This is a genomic window from Shewanella sp. DW31, from assembly GCF_015767295.1.
Classification (GTDB): domain Bacteria; phylum Pseudomonadota; class Gammaproteobacteria; order Enterobacterales; family Shewanellaceae; genus Shewanella; species Shewanella oncorhynchi.
Genome location: NZ_JADWMP020000003.1, coordinates 18,206 through 38,179 on the forward strand (window position 1 = coordinate 18,206; position 19,974 = coordinate 38,179).

At 46.0% G+C, this 19,974-nt stretch carries 14 protein-coding genes; 12 read left to right on the forward strand and 2 right to left on the reverse strand.

Annotation, left to right across the window (positions count from 1 at the left end; all coding sequences use genetic code 11):
- Positions 1–139: 139 nt before the first annotated feature.
- Positions 140–502, forward strand: a complete 363-nt coding sequence (locus tag GWI56_RS03600) for a YajD family HNH nuclease (protein WP_028760525.1) — start codon at positions 140–142, stop codon at positions 500–502.
- A 56-nt stretch (positions 503–558) separates the two neighbouring features.
- Here the strand turns inward: GWI56_RS03600 and GWI56_RS03605 are convergent, their stop codons facing one another.
- Positions 559–792 carry a DUF1289 domain-containing protein gene (locus GWI56_RS03605; RefSeq protein ID WP_006085323.1) on the reverse strand — a complete coding sequence of 78 codons (234 nt, stop codon included), beginning with the start codon at positions 790–792 and terminating at the stop codon, positions 559–561.
- Between the two features lie 247 nt (positions 793–1,039).
- On the opposite strand from GWI56_RS03605, the gene GWI56_RS03610 reads away from it, so the two are divergent.
- From GWI56_RS03610 to GWI56_RS03635, 6 genes are all read left to right on the forward strand, one after another.
- Positions 1,040–2,389, forward strand: coding sequence for a methyltransferase (locus GWI56_RS03610; RefSeq protein WP_198572161.1), 1,350 nt, complete (start codon positions 1,040–1,042; stop codon positions 2,387–2,389).
- Between the two features lie 253 nt (positions 2,390–2,642).
- Positions 2,643–3,692 carry a 3-oxoacyl-ACP synthase III gene (locus GWI56_RS03615; protein WP_028760522.1) on the forward strand — a complete coding sequence of 350 codons (1,050 nt, stop codon included), beginning with the start codon at positions 2,643–2,645 and terminating at the stop codon, positions 3,690–3,692.
- Positions 3,693–3,860: 168 nt separating this feature from the next.
- Entirely contained in the window at positions 3,861–4,772 is a 912-nt protein-coding gene (locus GWI56_RS03620) for an alpha/beta fold hydrolase (RefSeq protein WP_198572162.1), read from the forward strand.
- A complete protein-coding gene (oleC, locus tag GWI56_RS03625) occupies positions 4,772–6,628 on the forward strand; it encodes an olefin beta-lactone synthetase (RefSeq protein WP_198572163.1) in 1,857 nt (618 codons plus the stop codon). Before GWI56_RS03620 ends, oleC begins: the two co-directional genes overlap by 1 nt.
- 149 nt (positions 6,629–6,777) lie before the next feature.
- Complete coding sequence (oleD, locus tag GWI56_RS03630; RefSeq protein ID WP_198572164.1) at positions 6,778–7,923, forward strand: 2-alkyl-3-oxoalkanoate reductase; 1,146 nt, start codon at positions 6,778–6,780, stop codon at positions 7,921–7,923.
- A gap of 35 nt (positions 7,924–7,958) precedes the next feature.
- Complete coding sequence (locus GWI56_RS03635; RefSeq protein WP_105249662.1) at positions 7,959–8,198, forward strand: DUF3624 domain-containing protein; 240 nt, start codon at positions 7,959–7,961, stop codon at positions 8,196–8,198.
- A 25-nt stretch (positions 8,199–8,223) separates the two neighbouring features.
- Here the strand turns inward: GWI56_RS03635 and GWI56_RS03640 are convergent, their stop codons facing one another.
- Entirely contained in the window at positions 8,224–9,849 is a 1,626-nt protein-coding gene (locus GWI56_RS03640) for a peptide MFS transporter (RefSeq protein ID WP_198572165.1), read from the reverse strand.
- Between the two features lie 690 nt (positions 9,850–10,539).
- On the opposite strand from GWI56_RS03640, the gene GWI56_RS03645 reads away from it, so the two are divergent.
- The 5 genes from GWI56_RS03645 (at position 10,540) to GWI56_RS03665 (ending at position 19,856) form a co-directional block, all read left to right on the forward strand.
- On the forward strand, positions 10,540–11,526 hold the full coding sequence (locus GWI56_RS03645) for a TerC family protein (protein WP_131525740.1): 987 nt from the start codon (positions 10,540–10,542) through the stop codon (positions 11,524–11,526).
- 195 nt (positions 11,527–11,721) lie between these two features.
- Positions 11,722–13,260: a hypothetical protein gene (locus GWI56_RS03650; protein ID WP_198572166.1), complete on the forward strand. Its 1,539-nt coding sequence runs from the start codon at positions 11,722–11,724 to the stop codon at positions 13,258–13,260.
- A gap of 253 nt (positions 13,261–13,513) precedes the next feature.
- Positions 13,514–14,392 (forward strand): ABC transporter ATP-binding protein, encoded by an 879-nt coding sequence (locus GWI56_RS03655; RefSeq protein ID WP_028760513.1) that lies wholly within the window; start codon positions 13,514–13,516, stop codon positions 14,390–14,392.
- A 12-nt stretch (positions 14,393–14,404) separates the two neighbouring features.
- Complete coding sequence (locus tag GWI56_RS03660) at positions 14,405–17,962, forward strand: M1 family aminopeptidase (protein WP_198572167.1); 3,558 nt, start codon at positions 14,405–14,407, stop codon at positions 17,960–17,962.
- Positions 17,963–18,134: 172 nt separating this feature from the next.
- Entirely contained in the window at positions 18,135–19,856 is a 1,722-nt protein-coding gene (locus tag GWI56_RS03665; RefSeq protein ID WP_198572168.1) for a phospho-sugar mutase, read from the forward strand.
- Positions 19,857–19,974 lie beyond the last annotated feature (118 nt).

The following is a 19,974-nucleotide window of genomic DNA, read 5'->3' on the forward strand; positions in this document are numbered from 1 at the left end:
AGTAACCTAGGTCGGCTTAACCATTTACGTCTACAAATCGCGCACCATTAACCCGCAAAGTGCGGGAGATATTGCCCCAAGTGATAACTCGGATTATCCTTGGGGCAATTTTTTTAGGGTTTGTTTTAGGGATTACACTATGTCATCAGTGCCAGGCCAGAGTAAGTTAGATAAAGTATTAGCCGATGCGCGGGAGTACAAAGCTAAGCGTGAGAGCGGTTACCGTGAGCAAGCGTTAAAACTCTATCCTTGGGTGTGTGGCCGCTGTACCCGCGAATTTACCCCAAAAAACTTAAGTGAACTGACTGTACATCATAGGGATCATAACCACGATAACAACCCGTCAGACGGTTCAAACTGGGAATTATTATGTCTTTATTGCCATGACAACGAACATTCTCGCTTTGAAGAATTGATCCGTTACGGTAGCACCACAGAAACCAAGCAAGCGGCGGCGACCTACAATCCCTTTGCTGACTTGAAATCAATGCTGAAAAAATAGTCTTGCAGGCTTTGGCTGAATAAGATTGCGCAGAGGGTGGCGTTAGCGGATGGGGTTTAGTCCTTGTCGGTTAAACGCGCCTCGGCAGCTAACCATTTATCACGACTTAAAATATGCTGATTTTCACTGCCTTCAAATAAAGCTTTACGGGCGGGAAGTTGCTGACAAATGGCTGCTTGTTGTGCTTCGCTGCTCGTACGCCAACTGACGATTTCATCGATATGTCGAAAGCAGCCCATGCAGTAGTCTTCGTCATTTAAACCGCAGCGTGCGACGCAAGGTGAAAGCATAGGTGTCCTTTGGAGCCTTATGGCTAGTTAACCGATGCTAGTTAATAGAAGCTAGTTAACCGAAGCCAGTTAACCGAAGCCAGTTAATCAAAGTTCGTTAACCTATGCTCGCTAACGCGTGTATTCAGTTAACGATATGGTTGAGTGTTTAAAGGCCGCGATACTAACATTTTTTCGCATAAAGTCATCTTTAGGGCGCATTCCCTTGGCCTAAGGTGAGACAAGTATTTTTTACACTGGGCATGACGTGAACCAAGATAACCTGCAGCGACAACTTACTTACTCACAGCGATTTAGCGAAATTAATCAACTGCTTGAGCAGAGTGCAGCCCTGTGGCAAGTGCGTGCATTTGAAGTGAACGCTTTACCTTGGGCACAGGATTTTCCGCAGTTGGCCGAAGCTGTGTGGGCGCTGGCTGATGATGAGCTTGATGGACTCGATGCCGAACAATCTTTGCTGGTCAAGGCACTGTCACCGGCATTAAGTCACGATCTTAGGGCATTAGGCCAATATTGGGACTTGTCATTGCTCACCACTGCCATTGCTGATATTGGGATTACCGATACCACAAAGGTAGATAAAGCGCAGGACCGCGGTTTGTCCTTTGATGATGAGGCGCACTTTAGTGCTCACATTAAAGGCCGAAAATGGCAGCAAATTACCGCCTTTGTGCAGCATTTACCGCAGCTTAATTTACCTGTGCTGGAATGGTGTGCGGGTAAAGGGCATTTGGGCCGCTTGATCGCTAAAGCTCGCGGCGCCGAAGTGGTGAGTTTAGAATGGCAAGCGCCGCTGTGTGAAGCAGGGCAGGCCTTTGCTGATAAGTGGCAGTTATCGCAGACTTTTATTTGCGCCGATGCCTTTGCTATTGGCGCTGAGCACAGGGCTATAGCCACTGTCGAAACACCAGTTGAACATCCCTCAGCAGCGAATCCGTTAACAACTAACCCCTTAACCGCTCAGCAGCAAGCGGTTGCTTTGCATGCCTGCGGAGATTTGCATGTTCGGCTGTTAACGCTAGCAGCCGAGGCGGGCACGCAGGCATTGGCGATTTCTCCCTGCTGTTATCATTTAATTCAAGCGAGCCATTATCAGCCGTTATCCATTCTTGCTCAGCAGAGCAGCCTAAAGCTCAGTCGCCATGATTTACAGTTACCGCTGCAGCAGAGTGTGATCGCTAATCCCAAACAGCAGGCGCTACGCCATCAAGAAATCGCGTGGCGTTTAGGCTTTGATGCACTGCAACGTGAATGTCGACAAATAGACGAATATTTGCCTTTACCCTCGTTAAAACAGAGTCAATTGAGCGGCAGTTTTACGGATTTTTGCCTGTGGGCGGCCGAGACTAAGGCCGTTAATCTTGCGAAAAACAGGGATTTTGAAGCTTGGCTTGACGTTGGGCGACAAAGACAACAATTAACTCGCCGTATCGATTTAGTCGCGCATTTATTCCGCAGCGCACTGGAGCAGTGGCTCATCTTAGATCGCGCTTGTTTTTTGCAGGAACAAGGATATGGTGTTTGCGTGGGTGAATTTTGTGCAAACAGCGTTACACCAAGAAATACGCTGATTTTAGCGCAAAAAATGGCGGTATAATTTTGCGCGTCTAAAAATATGCTGTACTGTGATGTTTTTTATGAATTATTTCTATATTAGCGCATTTAAGTTTAGTGATAGTGAATTCAGGGCCGTCGTGTTTGGAACCTGCGCTGTGAGACAAGTCTTACACTCAAGATGGTTTTTTATTGAATCATCGGGCTTTTCTTGTTCAAATGTCGCATTAATGACGAATAACAACTGAAAGCTGACCTGCTGGTCAGTCATTCTAGTGAGCGAATAAAACAGTTTCATGAAATATTCCCGCGTATTTATTAATAGCCTGGCCTATGAACTGGCGCCTGTTGTGGTTTCCAGTAGTGAGCTAGAGTCTCGTCTTGCTCCTTTGTATCAAAAGTTCCGTATTCCTATGGGACAGCTTGCCGCATTGACTGGGATTACCGAACGCCGCTGGTGGCCAAAAGGACATCAATTGTCCGACGGTGCGATTAAAGCTGCCCGTAAAGCCATGGTTGAAACTGGGATTGATGTCGCCGATTTAGGTGCTGTTGTCTATACCGGCGTGTGCCGAGATCAACATGAGCCCGCGACCGCGTGTCGTATTGCTGCCGAATTGGGGGTGTCAAAAGACACTGCGATTTACGATATCAGCAATGCTTGCCTTGGGGTGTTATCGGGCATTTTAGATATCGCAAACCGTATTGAGTTGGGTCAAATCAAGGCGGGTATGGTGGTGTCCTGTGAGTCGGCGCGGGATATTGTCGATGTCACTATCGATAACATGTTGGCCGATCCGACCATGCAGAATTTTGCCCAGTCACTGGCGACCTTAACCGGTGGCTCTGGTGCCGTGGCGGTGATCCTTACCGATGGCAGCTTGCCGCTGACAAATGTGCGTCAGCATCAATTGTTGGGTGCATCGCACTTATCGGCGCCTGAGCATCATCAGTTGTGTCAATGGGGTCTGCAGGAAGTGGGGCACAATCTGTATCGCGAGTTTATGCGTACCGATGCGGTGACGCTTCTCAAAGAAGGCGTTGAGCTGGCTAAACACACTTGGGAGCATTTCCTTGAACAGCGTAATTGGCTGGTGGAGCAAGTGGACAAAGTAATTTGCCATCAAGTGGGCGCCTCAAACCGTAAGCAAGTGCTTAGCGCGCTCAATATTCCCCCCGAAAAAGAATTTCCAACGTATCAGCTACTGGGCAATATGGGCACAGTGTCGTTACCTGTGACCGCTGCGATGGCGCACGATCAAGGCTTTTTACAAGCGGGCGATCAAGTGAGCTTTTTAGGCATAGGCAGTGGATTGAATTGCATGATGTTAGGTATTAAGTGGTAGGGTGCAGTGCACCTTTTCACGCCTTTGCTTGATGGCTGGCATACATTCGAGTCAACCCAGTAAGTCCATGATTCAGTTGATAGCTCAGTCTTTAGTTCAGTCGATAAGCTAAGCCAGCTGTACATAACCCGTTATTCGCTCTCATAAAGAATCAAGATAGGAAGCGTCATGTTAGACACTCTGTTGCCTTTTAAACGTCATTTTCTTAGCCGTAATGGCAACAAGCTACATTATATCAACGAGGGTCAAGGTGAACCTGTGGTGATGGTTCACGGCAATCCTAGCTGGTCGTTTTACTACCGCAATCTTGTTAGCGCCTTAAAAGACACTCACCAATGCATAGTGCCGGATCATATCGGCTGTGGCCTGTCGGATAAGCCAGACGACAGTGGTTATGACTATACCCTTAAGAACCGTATCGATGATCTCGAAGCCCTGCTCGATAGCCTGAATGTGAAAGAAAACATTACCTTAGTCGTACACGACTGGGGTGGCATGATAGGTATGGGTTATGCGGCGCGTTATCCTGAGCGCATTAAACGCCTAGTGATATTGAACACGGGCGCTTTCCATTTGCCCGAGACTAAACCATTCCCTTGGCCGCTGTGGATTTGTCGTAATACCCTGTTAGGCACAGTGTTGGTACGCGGTTTTAATGCCTTTTCGTCTATTGCTTCCTATGTGGGTGTTAAGCGCCAGCCGATGTCGAAATACATTCGCGAGGCGTATGTCGCGCCGTTTAACTCTTGGGCCAATCGCATTTCGACGCTGCGTTTTGTGCAGGATATTCCACTGCGTGAAGGCGATAGAAATTATCAATTAGTCTCTGATATTGCTGCGAGTTTACCTAAATTTGCTAAAGTGCCGACCCTGATTTGCTGGGGTCTCAAGGACTTTGTATTCGATAAGCACTTTTTAGCAAAATGGCGTCAGCACATGCCCCATGCGACAGTGCACGAATTTGCCGATTGTGGTCACTACATTTTGGAAGATGCCAGCGATGAAGTGATTGCCCATATCAAAGATTTTATGGCTGACGACCACGTAGAATCGGCGCCGTCCGAACAGGCCGCAGGTTAATGTCGACCTTGCTTGAGACTGAAGTGGCTCCTTTGGTTGCTCCTTTAGTGACGCCGTTGGAAACGTCACTTTTAACGGGCACTTCTGCGTCAGCAACGGTCAATGATGCCAATATTTGTCGTCATCTCAAGCAAGCCGCCCATGCCATTCCCCATCATCTTGCGGTAGCAGTACAAAGCGCTCAGGGCGCTTCTGTGGCGAATTTGCGTTACAGCGAGTTGGACTTTCTTAATCTAGATAGACAAAGCGATGCGATAGCCTTTGCGCTGAACGCCCATGGCATTAAGCGCGGCATGAAGGCTGTGCTTATGGTCACGCCGAGTTTGGATTTTTTTGCACTTACTTTTGCGCTGTTTAAAGCGGGGATTATTCCTATCCTAGTTGATCCCGGCATGGGGATCCGCAATCTTAAACAGTGTTTTGCTGAAGCCGCGCCCGATGCCTTTATCGGTATTCCCAAGGCTCATATTGCTAGACGTCTATTTGGTTGGGGAAAGGGCAGTATTAAGTCATTACTCAATGTTGATGACGACAAAACAGGCTTAGCGGCAAAGTTAATCCGTATCGGTACTGGTGCGATAAGTTTATCGACTCTGCTGCAAAGCACCTCAGTACAATCTTCTGCTTCAAAGTCTGAATATCCCATGGTGATGCTTAAATCTGATGAGATAGCGGCGATTTTATTTACCAGTGGCAGCACTGGCACGCCTAAGGGGGTGGTGTATAGCCATGGTATGTTTGAGGCACAAATTCAAGCGCTAAAAAACGATTATGGCATTTGCCATGGCGAGCGCGATTTAGCCACTTTTCCGCTGTTTTCACTCTTTGGTCCCGCACTTGGCATGGCGTCTATCGTTCCAGAAATGGATGCCAGCAAACCTATTACTGCTAATCCTGAATTTCTATTTGCCGCGATTGAGAAATATCAATGCAGTAATATTTTTGTTAATCCTGCTTTGCTCGAACGTTTAGGCCGCGCAGGTGAACAAAAACAGCATAAACTGCCCAGCGTACAGCGGGTGATTTCCGCGGGTGCGCCAGCCACCATTGCCTCCATCGCCCGTTTTAGTAAGATGCTGAGCCAAGGTGTGCCGATTTTAAATTCCTACGGCGCAACCGAATCTTTGCCTATTAGTATGATTGCTAGCGATGCGTTATTTGCCACGACTGACACCACAGATAATGGCGGTGGTATCTGTGTCGGTCGCGCTATCGATGGAGTGACGATTCGCATTATTGCTATCAGCGAAGAGGTTATTCCCGAGTGGGATGATGCCTTACAGCTGAATAACGGTGAAATCGGCGAGATAGTCGTGCAGGGGCCTATGGTGAGTCAGTCCTATTATCTAAACAATAGTCAGCACGCTAGCCAAAACGAAAGCCAAGGCAAACGCGCGACTGCGGCGGCCAAGATTTGGGACTCGGCAACCAATACCGTTAGACACCGCATGGGCGATTTGGGGTATCTTGATGATCAAGGTCTTCTGTGGATGTGTGGTCGTAAGGCCCACAGAGTCGACGCTACCCTTAACGGATTGTTTGCTAAACGTTATTATTCCATTCCCTGCGAGCGCATTTTTAATACGCATCCCAATGTGAAGCGCTCCGCTTTAGTGGGAGTGAAAGTGGCGAACGAGATAGAGCCGTTAATTTGTATCGAACTCGACCAGTCATTGGTGTGCAATAAGAGTCAGCAGTTGTACCAAGATTTGATCGCCATTGCCGAGCAATTTACGCAGACTCAGGGTATAAGGCGGTTTCTTATTCATCCTGATTTCCCTGTGGATGTGCGGCATAATGCCAAGATTTTTAGAGAAAAATTAGCTGTTTGGGCACAATCACAAACGAAAGGTTGATTTAAAACTCCACGGCTTTTTCCTGCATTTTTTACGTTATATTCTGTGTTCATTTGAACAAACTCGCTTATTTTTAAGCCCTTGTGCTTATTTTAAACTTATTACACCGACTTTAAGTTCGTGTAAATGTGCTGAAATGGATACCCTTAATGACGAAAGACCCAATCAAGAGCACGACGCTTGCCCAATTTGATGCGGCTGAACAAACTGCACTCGCGCAGCTCGCGCTTAAGGTGCGACACGCCTTTGTCACGGGGGCGGGGGGATTTTTAGGTAAAGCGATTTGCCTGAGATTGTTAGCCGCGGGCATTAAGGTCACAGGTTTTGCGCGTGGGCATTATCCCGAACTTGAAGCGCTGGGCGTAGTCATGCTGCAAGGGGATTTAGTCAATAAAGATCTGCTGCAACAGGCGATGCAAGGCTGCGATATCGTATTCCATGTGGCGTCTAAAGCGGGTGTTTGGGGGGACAGAGACAGCTATTTTTGTCCGAATGTGAAGGGCGCTGCCAATGTGATTGCCGCTTGTAAGGCATTAAAAATAGGTAAGTTAGTTTATACCAGTACCCCGAGTGTGACCTTTGCAGGGCAGGATGAATCGGGTATTGATGAGTCTACTCCCTATGCTACAAGATTCCTGAATCATTATGCCCACTCTAAAGCCATCGCTGAAAAGATGATGCTCGATGCCAATCAAGTGGGTGACATGCCACTTGAAAATCCTGATGTGACCCAAGTATCTAGCCAAGTGACGATTCAAGCCACTGCACCCTATGCGTTAAAAACCGTCGCACTCAGGCCGCATCTGATATGGGGTCCTGGCGATCCCCATCTAGTGCCTCGGGTATTGTCGCGCGGGCGTTTAGGTAAGCTTAAACTGGTTGGCCGCGAAGATAAGCTAGTCGATACCATCTACATAGATAACGCTGCCTATGCCCATGTGTTGGCGGCGCTGGAACTTTGCCAAGCAAAGCCTAAGTGTCAAGGGAAAGCTTATTTTCTGAGTAATGATGAACCCATCACTATGGCCGAGATGATCAATCTGATTTTGGCCTGCGATGCTTTACCGCCAGTGACTAAGCGTGTGCCTCAATCTGTCGCCTATGTAGCAGGCGCAGTATTGGAAAGTGTACATTACCTCCTAAAGAAGCAAGAAGAGCCCATGATGACGCGTTTTGTTGCACGGCAGTTATCCTGCAGCCATTATTTTGATATCAGCGCAGCTAAACGAGATTTAGGTTATCGTGCGCTCGTCTCTATTAATCAAGGGATGGCAAGGCTTAAAGTGTCGCTTTAGTTTTAGATATATTGCCATCATGGTATTGGGGATTTATGAGTTGCGGTGATTGTAAAACGTCAATTTTCAGGCAAAAGATTGGTCGCTGCAAACGCTGTATGTGGCAGCTTACGGCTTTATCGGCCATCGGCTGGCCGCTGTGGTGGTGGCTTTATCGTGATGCACCTAGGGATGTAAACTCGATTGCATTACTGTTTTTCTGCGCGGCTTTTACGGGGTTACTTGCTTTGCACCTTATCGTCTTGGCTTACCGTCGCCTCAGAGGGCGAAAGTAAGTCAACCGACTTTTTGTTTGTGTGCTTAAACTGAGTGAGTAGCCGTTTTCTCGTGCATCATTTTTTTCATTAATGGCGCAAGGGCAAAGAAGACTAATGCCATCACCACGCCAATTTGCGCCGAGAAGATAAACAGTTGCTCGTATAGCGCCATTGCACTCGGTACGTCACTTATCACGCCGCCTTGGGTATCAATTGCTGCCAGTTTATTTAATTCGGCGGCTAAGATTTCAGAGTATGAAGTGCCGAGGAACCAAGCACCCATCATCAGGCTGAGTACACGCTTTACCGAAAGCTGAGTCACGGCAGATAAGCCTATGGGCGACAACAATAACTCCCCGATTTCTAATACAAAATAAGCCGCGACTAAGAACCAAATACTCACTAAGCCACTGCTTAGCGGCATCTGGATCCCGAGCACAAGTACCATAAAGGATAAACCCGCGAACAAAATACCGAGTGCGGTTTTAACTGGTTTACTTAGGTCGCAATTTCTACGGGCGAGGGCAGGCCACAGCCAAGCGAAGATAGGCGACAAACTGATCACAAAGAAGGCGCCGAGGAAGGTCAATTGTCCGGCACTCCATTCGAGGCCGAACATGTTACGGTCCATCACACGGTCCGAAAATGCTACCCAAGAGCCATAGGTCTGCTCATATAAACCAAAGAAGACCAAACCCGCAACGATGAAAAGCAGCAAAGCCGACATCTGTTGACGTTCAATCGGATTACAATGTTTCACCATGAACCAGCCAATACCAAGGGCAAGCACTAGTGATACTGAGTGCAAGAACCAAATCACTGGGCTCACTGCGGGTAATAAACTGCTAATCGAAAGTACGAGGGAGTGGGTTTGAATTAACCCCCAGACTATGATTACGCTGCCAATTGCGCTTAAGTAAATCCATTGTTCTGTCGTTATGCCGGCGGTTTTCTTTAAAATCCGCGCAGGATCTCTGGGTTCGGCGAAGCCTTGCAGATGTTTTTTGCCACGAATAAACACCAATAAACCCGCTAACATCCCCAAACCTGCCAAACCAAAACCGTACTTCCAGCCATAGGTTTCACCTAAATAAGCGCAAATTAGCGGGGCTAAGGTGGCGCCTAAGTTGATGCCCGCGTAGAAAATGGTAAAACCAGAATCTCGCTTAGCGGATGATTTAGGATAAAGCTGACCGACTATGGTGGAAATATTGGGTTTTAAAAAGCCCACACCGACAATGATTAAGGCGAGGGATAAATAGAATACTTGCAGCGCTTGTTCATCCCGTTGAACTTCACCCGCAACGATAACCGCTTGATGGCCTTCAAAGGCCATACCTAAGTGGCCGAGCACCAATAAAATACCACCAAAGATCACCGCTTTACGCATGCCGATATAGCGGTCGGCCAATAAGCCACCCACTACGGGCATGGCATACACTAAGGCTCCGTAAGCACCAATCACGTTGTAACCAAATTCATCGGTAAATAGATGATATTTAATCAGGTAAAGAAATAGTAATGCTTTCATACCGTAGAAAGAGAAGCGTTCCCACATTTCGGTAAAAAAGCAGACAAATAAGCCTTTAGGATGCCCAAATAGCATTTCAGCTGGGGGTGAGCCTTGTGGGCCCTGCATTGCGTGCGGCGGGTTTTGTTCTATTGACACTTAAGACTCCCATTGCTGGCACTTTATGCGCCGAGCAGCTAATGATTCATTTTATCGTAATGAATTTTATTAATTATTTTTCATTATTTGTGATTATCGCGGCGCTTTTGATCGCTAAAAGACAGCGCTGTTGCAGCAGTTAATCACACTCGGATGATATGGAACAGCCAAGGGTCTTGAAAGTGATGAATATTTTGTATAACTAACATTTTTAGCCGTTCTTTAAGGCTCGCTATAGCAATACTAAGCGGTTAAATTAATTCATTTTCAGTTAAGAAATGAGTGCTAAATAGTGGCCATAATTCAACTGTGGCAGTTTTATCTTAGCGGCTTTAGCCTTGATTTCGCTGTAGTTCGTCGTTTAATGGATAGTGTAAGTTTTATGATTGATAGCAATTTTGCATTATTGGTAGAGCATCTACGCGCTTGTTCGAGGCTGCTATCTAAAGGAATGTCACGAATGGGTGGGTTAGATGATTTTCTCAGGGAAGCGCTGTGATTGAGAAGTACACTTATTCGAAGCATAAGTATAAATAAGCACCATAATCATATTGATTGTAAAAGAATTTTAATCTTGATAGTTGCATTTTTCATATAAGATTTCACAGTTTATATTTCTACAATGAGTTAATGTCTATCTGCTCAACTTTACTGATTTAGATCAGTCGTTATGTGTTACTAAGGAGACTTATGGAGTTTTTTACCACCCTATTTGTGGGTTACCCGCTTTGGGTTTGGTTAATGTTTTTCGGTTTTGTGCTGGCGTTATTAGCCTTTGACCTTGGCGTATTGCACAAGGAGCAGCATGAAATTACCGTGGCTGAAAGTTTAAAACTTTCAGCCTTTTATATCTGTATGGGCTTATTGTTTGGGGCCTGGCTCTGGTGGTACAAGGGTTCAACTGCCGGTATGGAATACCTAACGGGCTATCTGATTGAAAAATCACTGTCTATGGATAACGTATTTGTTATCGCGTTAATCTTCAGTAGCTTAGGTATCCCACGTTTATACCAACATAGAGTGCTCTTCTGGGGCATTATGGGCGTAATAGTGTTGCGCGCCATTATGATCGGTCTTGGTGCCGTGCTTGTTGCCCAGTATCAAGGTGTACTTGTGTTATTTGGACTCTTCTTGATTTTCACTGGCGTGAAAATGCTCTTCTCAAACGATGAGCACGGTGATATCCAAGATAATAAGTTTTATAAATGGTTACGCACTAAGATGCGTTTTACGCCAACGCTGCATAAAGAAAAATTCTGGGTACGTGGCGAAGATCATCAGTTAACAAAAGGATGGTGGGCGACGCCGTTATTCTTGGCGTTGATCTTAGTGGAAACCGCGGATTTGGTGTTTGCAGTCGACAGTATTCCAGCTATTTTTGCGATTACCCAAGATCCTTTCATCGTTTATACCTCGAATATCTTCGCGATTCTGGGGCTACGTGCTTTGTATTTTGCGTTGGCTGCTATGGTGCACCGTTTCGAATACCTTAAATATGCGCTGTCAGTGGTATTAGTATTTATTGGGGTGAAAGTGGGTTTAGTGTATTTCAATCACGAGGGAATAGTGGACTTTACTATCCCAACAGCAGTGTCCCTTGGTGTGACTTTTGGTCTGTTAGTCTTAGGTGTCTTGTATTCGCTGTGGAAGACGCGTGGGCAAGAAGTTGAGAAATAGCTTGGACGGCTAGTCCAATAAGTAATATGTTTCGGCCGTTTAGTCATACTAAACGGCCTTTTTTATATCCTTAATATGTGAATCGTTAAGCTTTACAGAAGATGTTAAAAATTAGTCTATGCTTAATTCGAGCCGTTGTTAGTTTTGGGCTCACAAAGGGAGTTTTTAGGACTAATACTCTTCAAGGACGATATTATGAAACTCAACATTACCGCCATACTTCTGCTCACCGTTTGTTCATTGACAGCAGTCAACGTAAAAGCTGCAGATAAACAATCGACGAACATTACATCTAATGCAAACTCAACCTGTACTGGAGCCTATCCAAGTTACTTCCAAGATCCTGCTTTTGCAAAAACAGGCATGTGGGACAATCAAGTCATTATCAACCAAGCTTATTCTGGCTGGAAGGGGCCTATTTTTAGCCTCAGTGATGCTTATTCGAGTGCTAAACCAGATAGCGCTGCACCTTGGCTTAAATTCAATCCCTTCGATAAAAATCTGAGTGAAAGTGATAAAAATACCCAAGCTGAGCAATACCTCTGGGCTGTGATGAAGTACATCCAAGAGGGAAACATCGACAAAGGCGATGTCAGTAAAGACTGGGATCTGTGTAATAACAAGGTGCGCTCTTGGTACCATATTCCCTATCAGACCTATGATCCCATGAGTGGGCGGGAATTTATCCATGGCTTGACCCGAGAAGCCCCCGTTACTATGGAGATAAAAGGCCAAGGCTCCCTTAAAACCACTATGTGGGCGGTGGGTTTTTATAATCCTCAGGCGGCAAACAGCATTGGCAAGGTATGGACGGGGGCACCATCACCTGTGATGCCCCAGCAAAATTTTGCATTTAATGAAGGCAGTGTGATTGGCAAGTTACTGTTCACTACCGCAACGCCTAATAACTATCCTTTCCTTGAAAATGTACCTGTTTGGCAAGCCAATATCAGTGCCAGTGATTTCTGTGTATGTAAAAACGCCGATGGCAGTGCCTGTAGTTTCCAACAGGAAACAGAGCAATGCCCGCGCTCTGTTGCCGATGTGTACTTATTGCAGTTTGATATTGCAGTGCGCGACAGCCGTTCACCCGTGGGCTGGGCCTATGGCACTTTTGTCGCCGATGGTCAGTTTAAAGCGAAAGAGAAAAATCCTTGGGATCGTATTTCACCTCTGGGATTAATGTGGGGGAATGACACGCCGCCAGCAACAGTGGGAGCGGCAGCATTCCCTCAAAACCCAATCACAGGGCTTAAGGATAGCGCCGTATTTCAAGAGGTCGTTGGCCGTTTGAATGAGCACACCAATGCGGGACACTTAGGGTGTAATGGGCGCCTAAATGGCCCTGCGGATAATGCATTAAGTAGCTGTTTATCTTGCCATCAAACTGCTTCAGTTCCTGATAGTACCAATAATACACCGGCAATCCTGTACCAATTTGCCTCGTATCAAGAGCCGGGCAGTGGCCAATGTTTAACATCGCCCAGCGCCCTCGATTTATCGATTGACCAAGTGTATTTCAAAACCTTTATGTGTTCTGCATCCTTCGTTGGACCCAGTAACATAGTCCCTGCACCTAAATATACTCAAGGGCAAAAACAGTGGATTTCTACTGATTTTTCATTGCAGCTCAGTATCAGTCTCACCCAGTGGCAAGAATGGCAACAAGATCAAGATAACCTGAAAAAGAATATCAAAGTACGTGTATTTGATGGCACTTTACCCTCGCGCTAATATTGGCGTTTATGTAACTAATTGTATTTAGTACGCCATATTTTAATTCGTGGCATATTTTTACTTTTATATTGTATTTCAATAGCAAGGGACTCAAATAGAGTCCCTTTTGCTATTTTAGGGATTAAGAATATGTAGTTTGTTTTGCTGGCTAGCATTCTGTAAGTACATGAATATCTTGATAACTACTGTAAAGGTTAATTTTATGTGATAGTTTGTCGGTATTTTGAACTCACAGACGCAAGAGGGAAGCATGCTGACTATTTCTAATCTCACTAAAACCTATGATAACGGTGTTAAAGCACTCGATGGTGTTGATTTAACGATTTCCAAAGGGATGTTTGGTTTACTCGGACCCAATGGCGCGGGCAAGTCATCACTCATGCGTACCATTGCCGCCCTGCAAAGTGCCGATAGTGGCAGCATAGTGTTTGACGGTATTGATGTATTAGCCGACCCTCAAGCGCTGCGTAAAACCTTAGGTTATTTACCTCAGGACTTTAATGTTTATCCGCGTATTAGCGCCTATGACCTGTTAGATCATTTAGCCATTCTTAAGGGCATTAATCAGAGCAAGCTGCGCAAAGAAGCGGTTGAAGGATTATTGGCACACACCAATCTTTATCAGCATAAAAATAAAGCCGTGAGTGGTTTCTCTGGCGGTATGCGTCAGCGCTTTGGTATTGCTCAGGCCTTACTTGGAGATCCTAAGTTATTGATTGTGGATGAGCCTACCGCGGGTCTCGATCCCGAAGAACGTAACCGTTTCCATAACTTGCTGGTGAGTTTAGGCGAGGAAAAAGTGGTAATCCTCTCGACTCACATTGTCGAAGATGTGTCTGAACTCTGCGCTAATATGGCGGTTTTGGCATCGGGTAAAATTCTGCTTCAAGGCAATCCACATCAATTGGTGGGTGAATTAACGGAAAAAATTTGGACTAAGACTGTGAGTCAAGCACAGGCGCAGGAGCTTGAAGCGCAATTACCTGTGATTTCTAAGCGTTTATTAGCGGGACGCACAGTACTGAATGTGATGGCTGAAACTTGTCCTGAAGGATTTACCCCTGCGACTGCTGGGCTTGAAGATCTGTATTTTTCGACTTTACTCAGTCACCGCCGTCAGGCTGCCTAAGGAGATATCAATATGTTGTTATCAATGCTTAGGTTTGAGTGGCGTTATTATTTGCGTCAGCCATCCTTTTATGTTGTTTCTTTTCTATTGTTTTTAATGAGTTTTCTATCAGTCGTCTCTAACAATATTCAAATTGGTAGCGGCGGTGAGGTGATGAAAAACAGCCCATTTGGGATTACTCAAACCATGTTGATCATGGGACTCATTTCCATGTTTGCCGTGGTGAATTTTGTGGGTAGCACGGCTATCCGCAATCATCAGCATTTGATGGAAGAGCTGATTTATAGCAAACCCCTATCACCATTTGCATACCAATTTGGTCGATTTCTCGGCAGCTTTGTTGTGGTGATGATGGTATTTGCGTTTATTCCCATAGGGTTAATGCTCGGCTCTTTTATGCCATGGGTCGATGCTAGCCGTTTTGGGCCTTTTGCGTTATCGAATTATCTTGTGCCGTATTTTTTACTCGCCATGCCGACTTTGCTGCTGATCTCGACTCTATTCTATGCGATGGCAAGTCATTTTCGTTCCTTAATGGCGCTCTATCTGACCGCTGTAGCCATGTTGGTGCTTTATACCTTGACGGGCGAAATGGCGAGTCAGCCACAATATCGTACTATTGCTGCTTTGCTTGATCCCTTTGCGCTGCGCACCTTTGCCGAAGTGACCCGTTACTGGACCATTAGCGAGAAGAATAGCCAGTTAATTGAATTCTCAGGACTCGTACTGCAAAACAGGGCGATATGGTTTGGAATTGCCTGTGTATTACTGGCCGTTTCAGGGATTTTCCGTCAGCCGAGTTTGACTAAGAAACGTGAGAAAAAATCCGATAAAGCAGGAAAAGTTCCTAGCTTAGTGCCTTTGGCACAATTGGCTATGGCAACTGAGCCTAATGGTCGCCAGCAATTTTGGACGCGGGTTAAATTTGAAGTACGGCAAGTACTATTTACCGCGCCATTTGTGGTGTTAGGTGTGCTGACTATTTTCAATTTAGTCGGCCCCATGTTCGATGATTTTGGTTGGTACGGCACATCTAATTGGCCATTAACCCAAGATATGGTGAATAACATTGCCGGCGCGACGGGGCTATTGATGGTGATAGTGCTGATTTATTACAGCGCAGAAATCGTCTGGCGTGAACGCAGTTCAGGAATGGGGGATATCGTCGATAGCGTTCCTGTATCAAACTTAAGCTTTTGGGGCTCAAAGTTAGTGTCTGTGGTCATAGTGATGACCTTGCTCTATGTGCTCGCAATGTGTACCACAATTGTATTTCAATTGATAAAAGGTCAAACCAATCTTGAGATTGCTCAGTACCTTATTCGACTGGGATTTTATTACCTCCTGCCGCTGTTGATGACCGCTGTGCTGGCGTTTTTCCTGCAAGTGCTTAGCCCAAATAAGTACGCAGGTATGGGACTATTTGTTGCTTATTATCTAACGACATTTGTTATGGCAAGCTGGGGATTTGGCCATAGCTTATATAACTTTGGTCAATCACCGACCTTAATTTACTCGGATATGAACGGCTACGGTTGGGGTTTATTAAGTCATGCACTCTATATGATTTACTGGGGGGCTTTTAGCCTTATCCTGTTTGTTTTAGGTTATGGCTTGTACCATCGCGGACCGCAGCAAAGCCTTAAAACCCGTATGGGATTACTGAGTTATCAGCTCGGTTTTAGTGGCAAAGCCATTGTAAGCGTTGCTTTGGTGGTGTTTTTGGGCATGGGCAGTTATTTGTTCTACCAAACAAAAGTGTTGAATCATTATTTAACCCAAGATGAAACCACAGATCTGCAAGCCGATTATGAGAAGGCCTTCAAACAATACCAAAGCATGCCGATTTTAGTGGCCACTAAGGTCAATGCGAATATTGATATTTTCCCTGAAGAGCGAAAAATTGTTGCTAAGGTGATATTAGAATGGCAAAACAAGTCAGATAAACCAATCGAAAGGATGTTAGTGCAGTGGCCCGAGCATACTGAGGCCGAAACGGTAAAAATCAATATCCCAAATACAAACTTAGGTGAGTTAGATAGCCGCTATCGCAATGCTTGGTTGACCTTTTCGACACCTGTGCAGCCTGGGCAGGTGGTGCAAGGGGACATTCAATTAGTACGTCAGTCTGTGGGTATTGCTGAAGCTGGCTTTGATATGTCTGTGGTTGAAAATGGCACCTTCATCAACAACTTCGAACTATTGCCCCTCTTTGGTTATCAAGACGGCTATGAGCTGATGGATCGCCACGAGCGCGAAAAGCGCGATTTAGCCGAAAAAGCTCGAGCGAACAAGCTTGAAGACAGCCGTTACTACACGCAAAACTTCTTTGGTGTCGATGGTGATTTCATTCAGTTTGAAGCCACTATTTCGACAAGTGCAGATCAAATTGCATTAGCGCCAGGGTATTTGCAAAAACAGTGGCAGCAGGATGGGCGTGAGTATTTCCATTATTCAATGGATAGCCCTATGGTGAATTTCTACGCGATTATTTCGGGCCGTTATCAGGTGGAAAAAACTGAGCACAATGGTGTTGCGGTTGAGGTTTACTACCATGCGGAGCATCCTTGGAACGTTGCGCGCATGATAGAGTCGGTTAAAGATTCTATCGATTACTACACACAAGCATTTGGGCCTTATCAGCATAAGCAAATGCGAATTATGGAGTTTCCGGGTTACCGTAGTTTTGCACAAAGTTTTGCTAATACAGTGCCTTACTCAGAGCGTATTGGTTTTATTACTGATTTACGCAATGAGGATAATATCGATCCTGTGTATTACGTCACAGCCCATGAAGTGGCGCATCAATGGTGGGGACACCAAGTGGGCGCTGCGAATGTGCAGGGCAGTGCTGTGATATCCGAAAGCTTGTCGCAGTATTCGGCGTTGATGGTGCTGGAGAAAAAGTATGGCGATAAAATGATCCGTAAATTCTTGAAATACGAATTAGATAGATATTTACGCGGCCGTTCATCTGAATCCATCAAAGAAATGCCTTTGCTGCGCAGTGAAAATCAGCAGTACATTCATTATCAGAAAGGCTCAGTGGTGATGATGGCTATTAAAGATGTGTTAGGTGAAGCGAAACTCAACGCTAATCTCAAGGCATTCTTAGCACGTTATCAGTATCGTAACGATCCTTTCCCAACCACATTGGATTTAGTGAGTTACCTTGAGCAAGGGACAGATGAAGCGCAAGCTCGCTTTATCGATGAGTCTTTTAATGACATCACGCTCTACGATCTTAGGTTAACCAATGCGGTCATGACCACTCTGCCCGATGGTAAGACGCAAGTTGACTTGAGCATTTATGCCAGTCGCAAAGTCGCCAGTGGTAAAGGTGAAGAAACCGAACAACCTTTAGATGCCATCATCGACATCGGTGCCTTTAGTGCCGATCCCGATAAGCTAAAGGATGACAAACAGGTATTATTGATTGAGAAGCACAGGCTGGTGAGTGGTGAAAACAAGCTGACGATCACTTTGGCTGAAAAACCCAGTTATGTGGGGGTCGATCCCTTTGTGAAGCTCATCGACAGAGATACGAAGGACAATATATTTAAACTCTAAATCCTTTTTGAAACCAGTTTGTTAAAACCAACGCACTATCTGGCATGACCTGTTAGATAGTGCGTTTTTTATGGCAATATCCATGGCTCATTTTGAAATTAATGCAAATTAGCTTGTTCTTCTACGTGCTTTTTCCTAAGGTGATTGCAAATGATTTTCAATGAGGCGTGATATGAGTACCCATCTACAGTTACAGGTAAACCATTGGCTTGAAAATGATCCAGACCCTCGCACTCAAGCCCAGTTACAAACCCTAATTGATAGTGGCAATGATGCCGAACTCGCAGCGCGCTTTGCGGGTCGCTTGGAGTTTGGCACCGCAGGATTACGCGGTGTCGTCGGTGCTGGGCCTATGGGGATGAACCGTTTGGTGATCCGCCAAACCTCTGCTGGTCTTGGTGCATATCTACTTGATCAGATTAAAGATGCAGCCGAGCGTGGCGTGGTGATTGGTTATGATGGCCGCCACGACTCATTCAATTTTGCCCATGATGCGGCGAGTGTGCTCACCGCTATGGGGATTAAGGTGCGCTTAACGTCCAAAGTAGCGCCAACGCCGTTGGTGGCCTTTGGGGTAAAACATTTTAATGCGGCAGCGGGCATTGTGGTGACCGCGAGTCATAACCCGCCGCAATACAATGGCTATAAAGTCTATTGGGAGAATGGCGCGCAGATTATTCCGCCCCACGACTCTGGTATTGCCGCGCAAATTGAGCGCGCCGCAAATCAAGCGATTCCGTTTTTAGAGCATGATGACGCGGTAAAACAAGGTAAGTTAATTATCCTGCAGGACGATTTTTACCAAAGCTATCGTCATGGCGTACAGCAAGCTGAGGTGCTGCAAAACCATACCGCTCCTGAAAAGGTCAGTTTAGCCTATACCGCCATGCACGGCGTGGGTGCTGAAATGGCCGAAACGGTATTGAAAGATGCAGGTTTCACCCAAGTGTATTCGGTTGCCTCCCAGCGTGAACCCGATGGCGATTTCCCGACGGTTAACTTCCCAAACCCTGAAGAAAAGGGTGCGATGGATTTAGTGATTGCCGAGGCGAAAAAACACGGCGCTATGCTCGCCTGTGCTAACGATCCCGATGCCGACCGTTTTGCGGTTGCAGTGCGTAAAGAGGATGGCGAGTATCAGATGCTGACGGGCGATCAAGTCGGTGTGCTCTTTGGACATTACTTGCTATCTCACGCTAAAGATAATCAACGACTTACGGGCACAACGATAGTGTCATCGAGCCTGTTATCTAAAATTGCTCAATGGTTTGGCACGCAAAGCTTTACCACGCTCACCGGCTTTAAGTGGCTGATGAATGTGGGGATTGCAAAAACTTCGCCTGAGGATCAATTCCTGTTTGCCTATGAAGAAGCCCTTGGCTATACGGTGGGCAGTATGGTGTGGGATAAAGATGGCTTGTCGGCGCTGGTGGCATTTGCCCAATTAACTGCCGAGCTGGTGGCGAAGGGGCAAACGATTTGGGACAGGCTCGAGCAAATTTACCGTGAGCATGGCTTCCATCTCAATGCGCAGGTGAGCATTGCGCTAAAACCTGACACGCCCAATATTGGCGCCTATTTGCGCGAGCATCCACCGGTGAAGATTGGTGAGTTAGATGTGCTTTCAACCGATGATTTAAAGGCACTTGAGCGTCGTTTTGCCGATGGTCGGGTTGAGAAAATCGACTTGCCACCGAGCGATGTATTAACCTACTGCTTAGCGGGTGGCGCTCGGGTGATCGTTAGGCCTTCTGGCACTGAACCCAAAATCAAGTGCTACTACGAAGTGGTCGAAACTATGGTTGATACAGATACCTTAGCCAGCGCTCAGGCGAGGGCGAGCAAAGCTATGGATGATTTTATTCAGGCCCATCAAGCCAGTTTGCCAAAGTAACGTTTTAACTAGGCCAAAACCCTCAACATTCACTTTTATTAAAAGGCTACTGACATCATGCTGTCAGTAGCCTTGTTTTATTCTTGTTGTCGCCCGTTAATGATTCAGTCCTGAATTT

Coding starts and splice junctions, on each gene's coding strand:
- GWI56_RS03660 (WP_198572167.1), top strand. CDS start 14,405: ATGTTGTTATCAATGCTTAGGTTTGAGTGGCGTTATTATTTGCGTCAG.
- GWI56_RS03645 (WP_131525740.1), top strand. CDS start 10,540: ATGGAGTTTTTTACCACCCTATTTGTGGGTTACCCGCTTTGGGTTTGG.
- GWI56_RS03620 (WP_198572162.1), top strand. CDS start 3,861: ATGTTAGACACTCTGTTGCCTTTTAAACGTCATTTTCTTAGCCGTAAT.
- GWI56_RS03600 (WP_028760525.1), top strand. CDS start 140: ATGTCATCAGTGCCAGGCCAGAGTAAGTTAGATAAAGTATTAGCCGAT.
- GWI56_RS03650 (WP_198572166.1), top strand. CDS start 11,722: ATGAAACTCAACATTACCGCCATACTTCTGCTCACCGTTTGTTCATTG.
- GWI56_RS03635 (WP_105249662.1), top strand. CDS start 7,959: ATGAGTTGCGGTGATTGTAAAACGTCAATTTTCAGGCAAAAGATTGGT.
- oleC (WP_198572163.1), top strand. CDS start 4,772: ATGTCGACCTTGCTTGAGACTGAAGTGGCTCCTTTGGTTGCTCCTTTA.
- GWI56_RS03605 (WP_006085323.1), bottom strand. CDS start 792: ATGCTTTCACCTTGCGTCGCACGCTGCGGTTTAAATGACGAAGACTAC.
- GWI56_RS03665 (WP_198572168.1), top strand. CDS start 18,135: ATGAGTACCCATCTACAGTTACAGGTAAACCATTGGCTTGAAAATGAT.
- GWI56_RS03655 (WP_028760513.1), top strand. CDS start 13,514: ATGCTGACTATTTCTAATCTCACTAAAACCTATGATAACGGTGTTAAA.
- oleD (WP_198572164.1), top strand. CDS start 6,778: ATGACGAAAGACCCAATCAAGAGCACGACGCTTGCCCAATTTGATGCG.
- GWI56_RS03615 (WP_028760522.1), top strand. CDS start 2,643: ATGAAATATTCCCGCGTATTTATTAATAGCCTGGCCTATGAACTGGCG.